15 protein-coding genes and 1 pseudogene are annotated in these 15,790 nt (G+C 50.2%); 7 read left to right on the top strand and 9 right to left on the bottom strand.

What is annotated here, in order from left to right; all coding sequences use genetic code 11:
* From AC1S5B_RS23425 to AC1S5B_RS23400, 6 genes are all read right to left on the bottom strand, one after another.
* Nucleotides 1–423 (bottom strand): hypothetical protein, encoded by a 423-nt coding sequence (locus AC1S5B_RS23425; protein WP_482038076.1) that lies wholly within the window; start codon nucleotides 421–423, stop codon nucleotides 1–3.
* Between the two features lie 105 nt (nucleotides 424–528).
* Entirely contained in the window at nucleotides 529–771 is a 243-nt protein-coding gene (locus AC1S5B_RS23420) for a hypothetical protein (protein WP_482038075.1), read from the bottom strand.
* A gap of 49 nt (nucleotides 772–820) precedes the next feature.
* Nucleotides 821–982 carry a hypothetical protein gene (locus AC1S5B_RS23415; protein WP_482038074.1) on the bottom strand — a complete coding sequence of 54 codons (162 nt, stop codon included), beginning with the start codon at nucleotides 980–982 and terminating at the stop codon, nucleotides 821–823.
* 12 nt (nucleotides 983–994) lie between these two features.
* Nucleotides 995–1,864: a dienelactone hydrolase family protein gene (locus AC1S5B_RS23410; RefSeq protein WP_482038073.1), complete on the bottom strand. Its 870-nt coding sequence runs from the start codon at nucleotides 1,862–1,864 to the stop codon at nucleotides 995–997.
* Between the two features lie 172 nt (nucleotides 1,865–2,036).
* On the bottom strand, nucleotides 2,037–3,635 hold the full coding sequence (gpmI, locus tag AC1S5B_RS23405; RefSeq protein WP_482038072.1) for a 2,3-bisphosphoglycerate-independent phosphoglycerate mutase: 1,599 nt from the start codon (nucleotides 3,633–3,635) through the stop codon (nucleotides 2,037–2,039).
* A 186-nt stretch (nucleotides 3,636–3,821) separates the two neighbouring features.
* Nucleotides 3,822–3,962 carry a hypothetical protein gene (locus tag AC1S5B_RS23400; RefSeq protein ID WP_482038071.1) on the bottom strand — a complete coding sequence of 47 codons (141 nt, stop codon included), beginning with the start codon at nucleotides 3,960–3,962 and terminating at the stop codon, nucleotides 3,822–3,824.
* On the opposite strand from AC1S5B_RS23400, the gene AC1S5B_RS23395 reads away from it, so the two are divergent.
* A complete protein-coding gene (locus AC1S5B_RS23395; RefSeq protein ID WP_482038070.1) occupies nucleotides 3,961–5,835 on the top strand; it encodes a CHASE2 domain-containing protein in 1,875 nt (624 codons plus the stop codon). The two genes, AC1S5B_RS23400 and AC1S5B_RS23395, sit on opposite strands and share 2 nt — an antisense overlap.
* 22 nt (nucleotides 5,836–5,857) lie before the next feature.
* Here AC1S5B_RS23395 and AC1S5B_RS23390 read toward each other — a convergent pair whose 3' ends face one another.
* Together AC1S5B_RS23390 and AC1S5B_RS23385 are read right to left on the bottom strand one after the other, a co-directional pair.
* A complete protein-coding gene (locus AC1S5B_RS23390) occupies nucleotides 5,858–6,880 on the bottom strand; it encodes a FecR family protein (RefSeq protein ID WP_482038069.1) in 1,023 nt (340 codons plus the stop codon).
* Nucleotides 6,881–6,974: 94 nt separating this feature from the next.
* A complete protein-coding gene (locus AC1S5B_RS23385; RefSeq protein WP_482038068.1) occupies nucleotides 6,975–8,642 on the bottom strand; it encodes an iron uptake porin in 1,668 nt (555 codons plus the stop codon).
* Nucleotides 8,643–8,940: 298 nt separating this feature from the next.
* Between AC1S5B_RS23385 and AC1S5B_RS23380 the strand changes: the two genes are divergently transcribed.
* From AC1S5B_RS23380 to ygfZ, 4 genes and pseudogenes are all read left to right on the top strand, one after another.
* Nucleotides 8,941–9,372 (top strand): Uma2 family endonuclease, encoded by a 432-nt coding sequence (locus tag AC1S5B_RS23380; RefSeq protein WP_482038422.1) that lies wholly within the window; start codon nucleotides 8,941–8,943, stop codon nucleotides 9,370–9,372.
* An 83-nt stretch (nucleotides 9,373–9,455) separates the two neighbouring features.
* Nucleotides 9,456–10,670 (top strand): annotated as a pseudogene (locus tag AC1S5B_RS23375) (ISNCY family transposase); the annotation flags it as partial.
* Nucleotides 10,671–10,754: 84 nt separating this feature from the next.
* On the top strand, nucleotides 10,755–10,955 hold the full coding sequence (locus tag AC1S5B_RS23370; RefSeq protein ID WP_482038421.1) for a Uma2 family endonuclease: 201 nt from the start codon (nucleotides 10,755–10,757) through the stop codon (nucleotides 10,953–10,955).
* Nucleotides 10,956–11,030: 75 nt separating this feature from the next.
* Nucleotides 11,031–12,104: a CAF17-like 4Fe-4S cluster assembly/insertion protein YgfZ gene (ygfZ, locus tag AC1S5B_RS23365; RefSeq protein ID WP_482038067.1), complete on the top strand. Its 1,074-nt coding sequence runs from the start codon at nucleotides 11,031–11,033 to the stop codon at nucleotides 12,102–12,104.
* Between the two features lie 81 nt (nucleotides 12,105–12,185).
* On the opposite strand, the gene AC1S5B_RS23360 is transcribed toward ygfZ, so the two are convergent.
* On the bottom strand, nucleotides 12,186–12,791 hold the full coding sequence (locus tag AC1S5B_RS23360; protein WP_482038066.1) for an alpha/beta hydrolase: 606 nt from the start codon (nucleotides 12,789–12,791) through the stop codon (nucleotides 12,186–12,188).
* A 255-nt stretch (nucleotides 12,792–13,046) separates the two neighbouring features.
* Here AC1S5B_RS23360 and AC1S5B_RS23355 point away from each other — a divergent pair, with 255 nt between their 5' ends.
* On the top strand, nucleotides 13,047–14,654 hold the full coding sequence (locus AC1S5B_RS23355; RefSeq protein WP_482038065.1) for a DUF1565 domain-containing protein: 1,608 nt from the start codon (nucleotides 13,047–13,049) through the stop codon (nucleotides 14,652–14,654).
* A 15-nt stretch (nucleotides 14,655–14,669) separates the two neighbouring features.
* Nucleotides 14,670–15,497 carry a pentapeptide repeat-containing protein gene (locus AC1S5B_RS23350; protein ID WP_482038064.1) on the top strand — a complete coding sequence of 276 codons (828 nt, stop codon included), beginning with the start codon at nucleotides 14,670–14,672 and terminating at the stop codon, nucleotides 15,495–15,497.
* The last annotated feature ends 293 nt before the right edge of the window (nucleotides 15,498–15,790 follow it).

The raw sequence follows: 15,790 nt of genomic DNA, 5'->3' as shown, positions 1-15,790 counted from the left end.
TTAAGCTTGGTTAAACTTTCCCACATGAAACCGATAATTGACGTTTCCCTGATCATCCACATCAAAGTTGGCATCAAATTCTTTCGCCCGTTCATCCAAGTAGACTTTTGCCATGTTCCCTGCCAACCCAGTTTCCAGTGAAAAAGCAAGGGTTGTAATGCGTCCATCGCCCTGGGTCAGCAACTTGGAAAAGGCAGCATTGAGGCGATCTCGTTCGTTCTGTTGTTTATCTTGACGCAGACCTAAAACAATCCAGCCGCCCCATGCTGCTAGAGGCACCCCAAACACTAGACAAGCGATCGCTTGTTCTTTTTGCTCTTGCTTACTAATATCCCCATTGAATGGCGCGTAAATTCCAGAGCCAATTAGGACAATACCAAGACTTAGCAAGACAGTTGCCCAAATAACTTTGAGAGGTTTCATAGTCCAACTCAGATTGAAGTTGCTAAATCCTAGCCTTGTTGAGGAGAGGTTGTCACTATTAAGCGCTCAGCGTTGAGAAAAACAAATATGGTTCAGAGAACACAATTATGTCCGAACGGCTTCTAGCAAGCGAGAAGAGTAGAACTGGGTTTTGGTCACGGCATTGCGCTCAATCTTCCAGCCTTGGCTTTCCAAAATTTTCACGACTTGAGCTTCGCTATGCAGGTCAGCGCGAGTCGCTTTGCTGGACCAAAAAACTTTTAGTGCTACGTTTAACGCTTTAAAACAGAAAAAACGCCGACGACTTTCCGTGTTTCGTCTCGGCGTTTTCTCTGGTTCGCTCCTCACACTCCATGAGTATATAGTACCGACACAGATCTGTCACTCCTTTGAAACATCAGAAAAAGTTATCCAAGTCAGCGCCATTCATTTCAAGCGTCCCCGCTTCGAGCAACGTCGTTGTGCCTCTAAATTTGCACAAGCGATCGCTTGTGAAATTAGATGGATTGCGATCGCTTAACTGAGTCGAATGATGAGCGGCGTGAAGGAGCAGAAACAACTCGATAAAGGTCTAAGCTACGCCATGCTGTTTGAACCAGGCTTGCAGCCGTTTCCAACCGTCTTCTGCGGGTTCTTGGCGGTAGCTGGGGCGATAGTCCGCAAAGAAAGCATGGGGAGCTTCTGGGTAAACGATTATCTGCGAGGGTGCCGAAAGCTCTTTTAATGCCGATTGCATTTGCTCTACAGTTGCCACGGGAATGCCCGTATCCTGTCCGCCATAAAGTCCGAGAACGGGGGCTTTAATCAAAGACACTAAATCAATCGGGTACTGTGGCTGGAGCGGAGTGCGATCGCCGACTAATCGTCCATACCAAGCCACGCCTGCCTTCACCTGCGGATTGTGGGCAGCATAGAGCCAGGTAATCCGTCCGCCCCAGCAAAACCCAGTGATCCCCAAACGGGCAGCATCCCCTTTGCTCTTCTGTTTTGCCCAGGCTACGGTGGCATCCAGATCAGATAGCACCTGAGTATCTGGAACTTTGGCAACAATGGGGCGGATCTGATCGACACTGCTGAGCTTGGCAACATCGCCCTGGCGGACAAACATCTCAGGCGCGATCGCAAGATAGCCCAGTTTGGCAAAACGGCGACAAACATCTTGGATGTGCTCGTGTACCCCAAAAATTTCCTGAATCACCAGAACGATAGGGAAAGAATCCCCTTTTGCAGGCATCGCCCGATAAGCTGGGATCGTGCCACTCGCCACTGGAATTTGTACCGATCCCACGGTTAATCCCGCAGAACCAGTCTGAATCGTTTTCGCAAGAATAGGCTGCACCGCGAGCGCAAAGCCAGAGGTGAGAGTTGCGGTAACAAGTTGTCTGCGAGTTAAGGGCAGTAAGGGCAGCTTGAACCGAGAAAATGATGAACGATCGCTCATGATTGTTGACGCATGAAAAGGTGGATACAACCCAAATTGTAGAAGACCACAAAAAGTTTGGTTCGTTGAATCAGCCGTCGTATCAGCAGCAATCATCGACTTTACACTTACCTTCACTGCTTGAGTCAGGGCTTGATTCAAGCAGGAGCCTTGGTGTTAGCGCACCCAGATATTAGCGCACCAATTTGACGGGCGATCGGCTGGGAGTTAGCCCAAACTCAAGCGGTAAGAACATCGATCGCCCAGTCATTTCAGGAGGCTGAGGCAGTTTCAAAATCTCCAGAATGGTGGGAGCAATATCTGAGAGGCGACCATCCTCACGCAGGGTAACATCGGTGCCATGTCCGGGAATTTTCCGCCCTTCCCCTTCGACTAAAATAAAGGGCACCGGGTTGGTGGTATGGGCAGTCCAAGGATTACCGTTTTCATCCCACATCACCTCAGCATTTCCGTGGTCGGCAATGATGATGGTGGTTCCACCGACGCGAATGATGCTTTCCAGTAAGCGACCTAAACAGCGATCGACGACTTGCAGTGCGTCAATGGTGGCATCCATTTTACCCGTATGTCCCACCATGTCAGGGTTGGCGTAATTCAGCACGACCATTGAGTAGATCTGCTTTTCAATCGCCGCGATCGCCACATCTGTTAACGCTGCCGCAGACATTCCAGGAGCGCGATCGTAGGTTGCCACTGGTGGACTGGGCACCATTTCCCGGTCTTCTCCAGCAAACGGGTCTTCAATGCCGCCATTAAAAAAGTAAGTGACATGAGCATATTTTTCGGTTTCAGCCGCGCGGAACTGGCGTAATCCATGCTGAGAAACGACCTGACCCAAAATATTATTCAGATTTTGCGGCTCAAAAGCAACTAGCACCGGAAAATGGGAATCATATTGGGTAAAAGTGGCAAAGGCAAGCGACTGGATGAATTCCCGCTCAAAACCCTGAAACTTGGGATCAACCAAGGCTTGAGTGAGTTGACGAGCGCGATCGGGGCGGAAGTTATAGAACACGACCCCATCTCCTGGCTGAATTGCTCCCGGTGCAATCCGCGTCGGCAAAATAAACTCATCATTAATATCGGCATCATAGGAAGCCTGCATCACGTCTAGCACCGATCGCCCATCTCCCTGACCATCTTGAGTCATAACGCGATAGGCTTTTTCCACCCGATCCCAGCGATGATCTCGATCCATTGCATAATACCGACCGCTCAGGGTCACGATTTGCCCAACCCCTGCGGTATCGATATAGTCCACAATTTGCTGCACATAGGTCTTGCCAGAATCGGGCAATGTGTCGCGCCCATCGGTCACTACATGAATGCAAACATCTGTGAGCATCTGATCTTTTGCCATCTCTAGCAAGCCAAACAAGTGAGACAGATGAGAATGCACCCCTCCATCCGAGCAAAGACCCATTAAGTGCAGCTTGCCATTATTTTGCTTGACGGTTTGACATAGCTTAACTAACGCTGGATTGCTCAGCAGGGTGCCATCTTCCACCGCATCAGAGATTCGCACCAGTTCTTGAGGCACAACCCGCCCCGCCCCGATATTCAGATGCCCTACTTCAGAATTGCCCATCTGACCATCGGGCAAGCCAACATCTTTGCCAGCCGTGCGAATGGTTGTGTGCGGATAGGCAGCCCAAAGACTGTCGATTACGGGAGTTTTGGCGGCGACTACAGCATTACCATCCACATCTTCACGATATCCCCAGCCATCTAAAATGACCAGCACTACTGGAGAAACGGACGCTTGAGCCATAGAATACCAAGCCCTTTTCAATCAATTGATTTTCTCCGAAATCATAGCATTGCTGTTGGCTATCACAAATTAGCTAAGTCACTTTGAGGTCAAGTCATCTTGAAATCATGACAATACTTTGCCGGGGGATCGCTTTGAAGTCACTTTCTGTTCTGGCGTAAACTGGAAGTCCGAATTCTCTGCTCCTTAAAAATAGGTGCCAGCATTGTTTATACTTCGATTCGTGAAGCGATCGCTACGGGAATCGCGCCGTTCTAACCCATTAGCTGCGGGGTCATTAGCTACGGGGTCAACTGCCCGATTTCGCAACTTCAGCCTCAGTCTCATGATGATAGGAGGATCGGGATTACTGGGTGTTTTGGCAACAGGATTTGAGTGGAACCGGACGCAACGATGGGAGCAGCAGGTTCAAACCCTGTTTTTTGAACTGAGAGGAACCGTATCACCGCCGCCGCAGGTTGTAATTGTGGCGATCGATGATGCCTCGTTGTCGGCTGCCCAAACCTATGGAGATGATGCCAAAAATCAGCAGGTTGTGCGCTTATTGAGCGGTGGGTTTCCTTGGCGGCGTGAGTCATACGCTCAGGCGATCGCTTATTTGATGCAGGCAGGGGCGCGATCGGTGTCAGTTGATTTACTATTTGATTCCCCCAGTCGGTTTGGAGCGGCGGACGACGATCTATTTCGTCAGTCGCTCTTGCGGTATCCAGGAAAAGTCACGTTAGCCGCTTCCTATACAGATGCCATGCAAGGGACATTGGATTTTATTCAGCCGACCCCAGCGCTCCTCGCTCCTTCGGTTCAGCTAGGATTAGTAAACTTTTTGAAGCCCGAAGCGGATGGATTAGTGCGTCGGTTCGGTAGCGCCTATCAACAGCAGGTGCTTGATCCATTAAATCTGGAAAGTGTGCCTTCATTTGCGGAGGCAGCGCTGCAATCGGCTAAATTGACTTATCCCAAGCCTAAAGGCGATCGCATCTATTTTTATGGTGACACTCATACGATTCCACACATCCCGTTTTGGCAATTGTTGGCTCCCGACTGGCAGCAGGTGTTTCGTCAAAACCAGACGTTTCAAAACAAGATTGTGTTAATTGGCACCACCGGAAACGTGTCTGACCAGGATTTGTTTCGCACCCCGTTTGACGATCGCTTACCGGGCGTGGAACTTCACGCCAACGCGATCGCGACCCTCCTAGAAGGACGGGCGATCGCGGAAGTGTTTCCCAATCCTTGGGCAGGAGCAGGGCTGGTGGCTGGCTTGGCGGCTGGCTTGGGGGTAATCTTGCTGCGACTGGCTCAACGCCCAGTTTGGCAATTACTGGTGGGCTGTGGGTTGGCGATCGCCTGGGTCGGGGTTTCATACCTAGCATTCACCTACGGCTATTGGATTTTACCCACTGCTGTGCCCTTCATCGTCATGGTGTTGAGTGCTTTTTCAACCTTCACGGTCGGGTTTGTCAGCGATCGCCTTGAAACGTTGCGCTTACGCCGAACTCTAGAGCGATATATCGCCGCACCCATTGTTCGAGAAATCTTGAGACGACCGGAAGCGATGTCTGCGGGAAAAACCCTGAAAGCGGCAGTCTTATTTGCTGATATTCGCGGTTTTACCAGCCTGTCTTATAAACTACCGCCGGAACAGTTAATCGCCCAACTGAACCGCTATTTCAACGTCATGGTAGGCGTGATTTTGCAGGAAGGCGGCACCGTTGATAAATTTATCGGCGATGCGGTCATGGCAGAGTTTGGCTTTCCGGTGCCCCAAGGAGACCAGCAGGATGCCTTAAATGCGATTCGGGCGGCATTGGGGATGCGGCGTGCCCTAGCAGATCTGCGATCGCAGTTTCACAGAGAAGGACTCGTCCCCTTTTTTAACGGTATTGGCATCAGCTATGGCACTGTAATCGCAGGAGATTTAGGGGCGCTAGAACGGCGCGAGTATGGCGTGATCGGCGATACGGTGAACGTTGCCAGCCGAGTCGAAGGATTAACCAAACAACTGGGCACCGACATCGTGGTGACTGAAGCGGTCTATCAACTGGTGGCAGATGACGTAGACGGGATTGACTTGGGCGAACATCAACTCCGGGGACGAGATGAACCCCTGCGGCTATTTGGCATCATTGGGTTAAAGGGAGATGACAGGACGTTGTATCAGCAGGTGGCAGAAGACATCCGCAACTATTTAGAGCCATAAGCCTCAGGTCAGCAAGCATTAATTAGCGATCGCGAATCCGCCCAATCGACAAACTGCCTTGATAGATCTGACCCGATTTAGGTTCTTCAAACCCTACATCAAACACCTCAATCCGCACTGCTCGTCCCGTTTGTGTCGTCGAACTTCCAGGAATCGTCAACGTTTGAACGGTATTGAGAATAACAGTCCCAGTAGCATTTTTGCCGCTTAAGCCTAAAGAACTGGTAACGCCGCTAAAGCCCCCGATCTCAACAGTACGATTATCAAAGTTGACTGAGATCGGAATCTGAAAAGTTGTTCCGGTAGGGTTGAAAAATCCGCTAGTTTCACTGGTACGAACAAACGTGCCGAAAACAGGATCACCCGCAAAATCGATTGATGCTCCACCTTTTTGGGGATCAAAATCTCGATTGAAACTATCCCCGCCACTGATCGCTTCTTGCAAAAAGGTGCTAGCAAAGCCTCGATCTCGCCGTGAAATCTGGATCTTCTCCAAACTCGGCAAAATTTGTTGAAATCCCTCTAGCAATGGTGTCGCCAATTTATTTAATTGATCTTGAGGGACTTGAAACGCAGCGCCAACATCGCCGCTAATCGCGGTGTTCACAGCTTGTCCGGCTGACAGCGCAATCTGTTGAACATCAGGACGCTCTGGGTTAGAGACCGCGATCGCGCCTTCCAAAACCGTGATCCGTCCCTGTCCGCTATCCTCCAGTTCCATAATGTAAACCGTGCCTCGCGTTGCCGCCACCACCGATTTCAAACAGCCGCGATTGCCTGCCGTTGCCCCCGCCACCAAAACCTTACCTCGGTTAAGCCGAATACAACCGCCACCCACCACCACCGATGAGTTACGCCCTAGCCGAATGCCTGCCCCCACGTTAAAGCGTAGCCCTGCTCGTGCCTGTTGGGTTCGCACCTGTTCGCCCAAATTTGCCACCTGATTCACACGAGCTTTACGATTTTCAATAAAAACCTGATCGCTATCCAGAATTTCAACAAGGGTTGCCTGCCGAATCTGTTGAGCGTGAACGGGCAATGTCATCCCTATTCCCCCCAAACTAATGAGACTTAGACAAACTAGGCGGAGAGGAATGCAGAATTTCAGGATAGACAGCATAACGGCTTCAGGGGGGGGATTAAAAGTTGAATGTGGCACGAACCGTACCGATGAAAATATCGTTGTTGCGGTTGATTTGTCCTGGATTGGTGACGTAGAAGAAACCCGGACTGATGGCGATTTGATCCGTCAGACGGAATCGGTAAAAGCTCTCAAAGTGAAACGAGTTACCTTCATCCACTCGCTCGATCAATACCCCCGCTTGAAGCTTGGGAGGTTGCCCAATCATGATAGCCAGTTGATCGCCTTTGCGTCCAAAGGGGTCATCGACACCCAGGGAAAGCAGGTAAGTGGTGGACAGGGTAACCGCGCCAAAATCTTTTAGATCGATGTCGCGATCGAAAACAGCTTGGAACACTTTGCCAAACGTGCCATCCGTCAACACGGCACCCCCCCAAAAGCCCAGCGTTACCTGGGGAGACAACCGCCAGCGCAAGGAAGCCGCCAAAGCATGAATCTTCGCGGGTTCATCGAAGCCACCAGAAAGGTCGGCGTTGGCACTGCCCGTGAAAGTGTCTAGTCGTCCATCCAGGGAAAAGGAATTGACATAGGCAAATCCTAACGTCACGTTGCGGTTAGGGCGATGGAGAAACTGCAAGCCAAACGCTTGATGTCCAGAACCCAATATTCCCTGTTCTGGACTATTGGCAGTCCGTGCGCCATAGGCACCTTGCAACCGCCAGCGATCGGAGATTAACCAGTCAAACCCAACCCCCGCATCTAGATTGCCAATTCGCAAGACCGGGTTGAGTGCGGCAAAGCGGGATACTGCGCCGGTGCCGCTATCGAGGTAGGAACTGTTGGGGCTGAGCACGCTATGGAGGCTGAATCCAACGGGTTGCACGGTTAGCACTAGGCGATCGCTGACGGCAAAGCGGTAGTCTAGAGAACTTAGCTCAAAGCGGCTATTCAAATCTGCCTGATAGGACAGCAGCGCCATGTAGGTGTTGAGCGATTCAAACCCCGAAAATCCCTCGTTACCAAAGTTGGCAGAGGCAAAGCCAATCCGTAATAAATCGCGCCCTGTGAAGGAAGACGTTAACTGCAACTGCAACAGGTTCGTGAACACCGTGTTGGTTTCGCCCTGTCCCGGTGGGTCGCCACCTGCGGCAGTTGCCAAGCCAAACACCGCCTGTCCGCGTAGCACTGCGGTGGTGGAAAATTGCTGTTTCTCTAGCTGCGCCGTGCGGATGTCTAACGCCTCTACTCGACCTCTGAGTGGGGCAAGTTCAGCGGCAAAGTCTTCTTGCAGTCGCTTAATCGTGTCTAGGTCTGCTTGGGTAACGCGATCGCCTGTTGCCGCTGCTAACAACTCTTGGATCTTGTCTAGGCAAGTATTCAACCCGGCAGCAAACTCATACCGAGTAAGTGCCCGGTTGCCACGAAAGGTTTTGTCAGGATAGCCGACAATGCAGCCATAGCGCTCGACTAAGGATTGCAATGCCTGAAATGCCCAATCCGTCGGTCGCACATCGGTTAGCTGAGACACAGACGTAAGCTGTTCGATGTCATTCTCTATCTCAAATTCCTCTGTCCTAGCAGCCAGATCAGGGTTGGGGAGATCGGGCACCTGACCTAGCGGGGCAATTTGAGGGGCGATCGCGGCTGTAGGAAATGGCGGCACTGCCTCTACCGGGGGCGGCGGACTAAGAGCGAGCAGTGATCCAGATAGCAATAGTGAAAGCATAGAGGGGAAATTTGGAGAGTTCAGACAAACCTGAGATCAATGCCGTACCCTGCTAGTGATTATTCTGATCAAATGGAAGCGATCGCTATTAGGATATTTTGTCTTTGAAGAAACGCTGCTCAACTTTCCCAAAAATTCACAATTTATCTAACTTGTCGTTATCCGCTTTAGTTGGATACCCTTGATCCTAATTGAAATGGACTGTGAAGGAGCGATCGCTGGCGCTGACTTGTCAGTTCGCGGTTTAGCAAGGGCAATCAATTAACATAAACATATTGGCTCGACCCCTCTAAGCTGAATCAATTTCAGGAGGGAAATCCGACATGACCCTAACCCCGCCAAATGGACGCTCGACGAATACCATCGTTTGGCTGAGACCGGCATTCTAGACGATCGCCGGGTGGAATTATTAAAAGGAGACATTGTAGAAATGGCATCGGAAGGAGAGCCTCATGCATATTCTTGCCATGAGGCTGGTGAATATCTAACAGAGTTGTTAAATCAGCAAGCATCTGTTCGACAAAATCATCCAGTGACGCTGCCTAACGATTCAGAGGCGGAACCTGATTTAGCGATCGTGCAGCGACTAGGGCGGGAATATCGATCGCATCATCCCTATCCTGAAAACATTTTTTGGTTAATCGAATATGCCAACTCTAGCTTGGATAATGATCTGACAGTAAAGAGCAAAGTCTATGCAGAAGCAGCAATTCCAAATTCAAAACTTTGACAACTCGCTGAATCAGACTGGAGGATAAGGAAACACCTCGTGGGAGCACGGTGATGGAATCATTGCCTTTAAGTTTTGGGGTGTTGTTAGGCTATCTGCATCAAGCCATCAGTCGGATTGAAGACCCAAGGCAAGCGAGTAACGGCACCCGCTACAGCGTGAGTGACGCAATCTTGGCAGCGTTTAGCGTGTTTTTCATGCAGTGCGAGTCTTTCCTGGAGCACCAACGGCAAATGCAGAGTCGGCAGGGCAAGGATAACGCTCAAACATTGTTTGGGTTAGCTCAAATTCCGAGTACACCGCAAATCCGCAATATTTTGGATCACCTGGCTGCACCTGTCCTAACGGGTGTGTTTGAGCAGGTGTATCGAGGTTTGAGGCAAGGGGGATACTTGCAGGCATACCACTGCTTGGGAGGGCATTTGTTAGTCACCTTAGACGGGACGCAATATTTCAGTTCGCAGAAAATTCAGTGTCAGCAGTGTTCAACTCGAACGCATAAAAATGGGCGTGTGACCTATTTTCATAGCGCGATTCTACCCGTGATTGTCGCTCCTGGTCAGTCGCAGGTGATTGCCTTAGTCCCCGAATTTATCAGTCCGCAAGATGGGTCTGTGAAACAAGACTGCGAAGTGGTGGCGGCTAAACGCTGGATGCAGACCCATGCGGGGCAATTTGCCCAACACCCAATAACGCTGCTTGGGGATGACCTCTATAGTCGTCAACCGATGGTTCAGCAGTGTATAGAGCTTGGCATAAACTTCATTTTTACCGCTCTACCCGACTCTCACCCTGCCCTGTACGAGCGCTTGCACGTGCTTGAGGTTTTGGGGGCGCTCGAGACCCTAGAAATCCGGCAATGCCACCAGCGCACTCCAGCGATTTATCACTACCGCTATGCCAATCTCGTGCCGATTCGGGACACTCAACCCGCCTTGCTGGTCAATTGGTGCGAACTGGTCGTTACCCGGGAACACGACGCTCAGGTGCTCTACCACAATGCCTTCATCACCCACCATCGCTTGGGTCATACCACCGTTGCCTCAGTGGTCGCTGCTGGTAGAAGTCGGTGGAAGACCGAAAACGAAAATCACAATGTCCTCAAAACCAAGGGGTACCATCTCGAACACAACTTTGGGCATGGGCAACAGCATTTAGCCAACTTTTTGCTCACGCTCAATCTCCTGGCTTTCCTGTTCCATACAGTGCTTCATCTAGTGGACACGTCTTATCAGAAAATTCGCCACCAACGGGGCACTCGCAAGGGTTTCTTTCAAGACATCCTCAGCCTGACTAAGTATTTGCTATTCAATAGTTGGCAGCATCTAATTGACTTTATGCTCTCCGATGCAGACCCCTCTCCTATCACTGATTCCTCTTAAATTTTTGAATTTGGAATTGCTGATGCAGAAGTTGGTATTTCTGAATATTGGGTGATAAACCTGAAAGCAATGCAGCTTGTCGTATTTCGTGACCCGCAAAACGGTGAATACCTCTCAGAAACCATTCTCACTGGCGGCACCATTCAGCCTCTCGCCTTTCCCAATGTTGATGTTTCTGTTGATCTAATCCTTAATCGTTAGAGATAGGGGTATGCAATGTCGGCAGTGGGTAAATCACGATAAGCTTGAACCCTATTAGCGGATTGCATAACGGTCATGATTCAGAGTTTGCGAGCGGTTCAACAACAGCAGGGTGCCCGATTTGAGGAAAGCTCTATTGCACCGATTGATTTTGGCAATGATGTAGAGGCGATCGCGGCAGCCCGAAGTAGTGTAGTCCTGTGCGATCGCACCCATTGGGGCAGACTGCAACTCAGCGGCGCAGACCGGAAAACCTTTCTACACAACCAAAGCACTAATGATCTAAAAATCTTACAGCCCGGTCAAGGTTGCGACACAGTGTTTGTCACTCCTACCGCCCGGACGATTGATTTAGCCACTGCCTATGTGCTGGAAGATGCAGTGATAGTCATCGTTTCGCCCAATCGCCGCGACCAACTCATGCAATGGCTCGATCGCTATATTTTCTTTGGCGATAAGGTGGAACTAAAAGACCTGACTGCGGAAACGGCGCTGTTTAGCCTAATCGGGCTTGAGAGTTCGGCACTACTAGAAAAACTGGGTGTGGATGCTATGAAAACTCAGCCTTATGGTAATCATTGCCTAGTAGAGATCGCCAATCATCCAGTTCGGGTGGCGGTCGGGAATGGATTGGGGGTGGAGGGCTATAACCTGATGGTTGATCGGGATCATGCAGCGGCAGTGTGGGACGCGATCGCCCAGGCAGGAGCCGTACCCATAGGCGATCGCGCTTGGGAGCAACTGCGGATTGAACAGGGTCGCCCCATGCCCGATTTTGAATTAACCGAAGACTACAACGTTGTAGAAGCCAGTCTGTGGCAGGCAATTTCTATCAATAAAGGCTGCTACATTGGGCAGGAAACGATCGCCCGGTTGGATACCTATAAAGGCGTGAAGCAGCAGATTTGGGGAATTCGATTGGATGCAGCGGCGGCTCCCGGCACCGTGATCACTGTGAACGACGAAAAAATCGGCATCCTCACCAGCTTGACGGAGACTGCCCAAGGCGTATTTGGATTAGGCTACATTCGCACAAAAGCAGGCGGCGCTGGCTTAAACGTGCAGATTGGCACGAGTCAGGGGGAATTAGTAGAAGTCCCCTTTTTGCAGCGAACGACCTCGTCGCGCGAAGCGCTATCGCGCGAGTAGGAGCAGGTTTACCTGGTATTTAATGATTCTGCCAGCAAATCTCAACTGCAAAACCTGCCCCTAAAGATATTTTGTTCGGTTTCATTTGAGAAAATCCGGGAGGTTAATGCCCTGCTTCTGCAAAAGTTCGCGAACGGGTCCTAGGTTGTTCAATATTCCTTCAAGGGGTTTTTGATACTTTGCCAGGGTGTTGTAAGTTTTGATGATACGTTTAGCATCCAGATGAATTTCATCAGCGGGATAGTTCTGGATGATTTCTAAAATCGAAACTTGATTATCTTTGGCAGTGGATTGAATCATCGCAGTTCGCAATGCATCCCGGTTGCCCTTACCCTCATTCTCTGGGGTCTGAATCATCCGACCCAGTTCATCCAACATGCGATCGCCCAAGGGATTATTCAACGCCGTGCTAACGGTGCCGCTGCTAATATCAATTGGCTTGGTCAAAACTTGCCGAATCTCCGCCGGATCGCTTTTACTCATATTTAAGTAGCGTTCTACCTTTCTAGACATTTCGCCTTTTTCAGCAAAATTTACGAGTTCTGCGACTGAAAGTGACTGACGCAAAATGCCGTAGCGCACCACCACTTTATCCGCCGCTTCAGCAGCCGGGGTATGCATCAAAAGAAAGGAACTGGCGATCGCCACTCCCATTGTGCGATAGAGCGAAGACATGGAAAATGGCATAACGAAACCCCAGAACCTAACTTATCAATGTAGACGGCAACTCAATCTGCTAAGTTGCCTATCCACCCTAACAAATCACATCCCGGTTCTGAAGTAATTTTTTTGAGGAATTTAAAGGGGAATGACTGGTCAGTTAAGAATCGTCATAAACCCAATGAAATTTGAGCAATCCCTTTAAAGTGCTTCAGTGGAGCGGTGAAAATTCTCTGAGATCGCCCATCCCTTGACACGCCATTCTTACACTCTGCGAACTCCATGAATCGACCCACGCCTTTTCTTCGCTACCCCAAACATCTAGCTCTGCCATCCATTTTTTTACTGTGCAGCCTTAGTCATCGGGCGATCGCACAAGTCCCAGTGGGTTCCCCCGTTCAAACGCTAGCCCAAACGCCGCTGAGTGCTGCGATTCTCTACGTTGATTCCAGCATCGGGCAGGATGGGGCAGACGGCAGTTTGGCACGTCCACTCCGAACGATCGCCGCCGCATTGCAACGGGCAAAATCGGGAACCACGGTTAAACTGGCACCAGGCACCTATAGCCAGCAAACGGGAGAAACCTTCCCGCTCGTGATTCCTGAAGGCGTGATTTTGCAGGGTGACGAAGTGTCGCGGGGGCAAACCACGATTATTACAGGTAGTGGCTATCGGATTAGCCCCACCTTTGCCGGACAAAATATGACCGTGTGGATCGGCAAGACGAGCCAAGTTCGGGGCGTAACCGTGACCAACAAAGTGACTCGCGGCACGGGCATTTGGATAGAGTCCGCCAATCCCATCATTGAAAACTGCACCTTCACCCAAAACAATCGGGAAGGAATTTTTGTCACGGGCACGGCAAATCCGATCATCACCAACAACATCTTTACGCTGAACGGTGGCAATGGGATGGCGATCGCCAACAACGCCAAAGGACAAATCGAAAGCAACGTGTTTCAAAACACTGGTTTTGGGTTAACCCTGAGCGAAAATGCCCAGCCCGTCATTACCCGCAATCAAATTACTCAAAACGTGGATGGGCTGTATATCAATGGCGGGGCGCGTCCAGTGCTGCGGAGCAACCTCATTGCTAACAATCAACGGGATGGGATTGTGCTGACGGCGCGGGCAAAACCCGACTTGGGCACGGCGGCTAATCCCGGCAATAATGTCTTCCGTGACAATAGGCAATATGATATCAACAACGGCACGCCTGAGACAGTGACTTCCTACGGCAACACACTCGATATCAAAAAGATTGCGGGACTCGTTGATTTTACTGGCTCGACGAATGTGGGTTCCAGTGGATCGCCCTTTTCGGATATTCAAGGCAACTGGGCACAGGCATATATTGAAGCCCTCGCTAAGCGAAATGTGATCAGCGGCTTTCCGGGCGGTGTTTTTTTGCCGAATGATCGGGTCACACGAGTGCAGTATGCGGCGATTATTAGTCGGGCATTTGCGCCCGCACCCCGGCGATCGCCCATAGAATTCAAAGACGTAAACGCCGCCTTTTGGGGCTATCCATTCATCCAAACTGCGGTGCAAGGGGGATTTATGAGCGGCTACCCAGAGGGTGATTTTAGACCCGATCAGCCGATTCCCAGAGTTCAAGTCTTGGTTGCTCTCGCCAGTGGGTTGAACTACGGCAATGGTAGCCCTAGCCTACTCACGCGATATCAAGATGCGAGTGGCATTCCCTTTTGGGCAAAGGGCTACGTCGCGGCAGCAACCCAGCGTCAGGTAGTAGTGAATTATCCAACGTTGGCTCAACTTAATCCCAACCGTGATGCAACTAGGGCAGAAGTATCCGCGATCGTGTATCAAGCTCTCGTCAATGCCGGAAAAGCAGATCCAATCATCTCGCCCTATGTAGTCAGTCCGTAATAAATTTAACCCACCATGACGAATCGGAACTATGCAAATCAAAACTTAGAAAATTCCTCTTTTAAAGGGCAAGATCTGGCAGGTGCAGATTTTAGTGGCTCCGATTTACGGGGGTGCGATTTTAGTAAAGCCAGTTTGATTGGGGCAACCTTTGAGGATTGCCAAATGGGTCAAAGCCTTCGTCAGCATAATAGTCTGATCATTACTGCGATAGTCGGTCCAATCGCGTTAGTTGGTTTCAGCGCGATCGCCGTTCAAGTGTCCGATATTTTGTTTCGCAATCTGCCCACTCAAGTGACCAACTTCTTTTGGAGAATGCTGCCGTTTCTGGCTTTAATCGCTAATCTCTTCCTGCGAGATAGTATTACCGTTCTGTTTCCCGCCGTGGCAACTTTCTTTAGCATTGGGGCGATCGCCACTTTCTTTGCCGTGATGGTTGCTTTGACCGTTGGGCTTATGGGTGTGAGTCTCTCTAGCTTTGGGGGTGGCGGCGCTACCCAGGGATTCTTTCTGTTATTGCTTATGGTCATTTTCGCGCTCCTCACCTTCCGCATTTTCAACTGGGTGGTGCAGGCGATTCAAAGCCATCCTGGCACCTCGTTTAGAAAAGCCGACTTAACAAATGCCGATTTTAGTCGAGCTAGGGTGCAAAATACTGATTTTTCCCTGGCATTGCTCACGGGTGCTTGCATCTTTAACTGGTCGATGAATGGGCATACTCAATTGACAACGGCTCAATGCGATTATCTCTATCTAGAGCCAGAGCAGCAAAATCGACGACCCAGCGATCGCACGTTCCAATCGGGTGAACTTAATCGTTTACTCACGCAATTCATCCAATGAATATTACTCAGCAAACATCCACTCAACTAACCTTTGAAAACTCGAATCGACATCGATTGTTTAACTCAAAGAGGATGAATCAATACCCGCTGATTGATATGGAACAAGTTCAGGTGAAGCAGTTACCCATATTCAATCGATCTTCGATTTATACAGTGCGCCTCACATTGAGAATCGTCTGATCCGTCAATATATTCCATAGTTAGCCAAGCGTATCGTGCGACTTTCCTGAAATATTTGCCACGACTGCCCGTCCTGCGCGAAGCAGTCTACATCCTAGTCTCTCCAAGCGA

The organism is Leptolyngbya sp. CALU 1928 (genome assembly GCF_056784215.1).
This window is presented reverse-complemented; position numbering and strand designations above follow the sequence as displayed.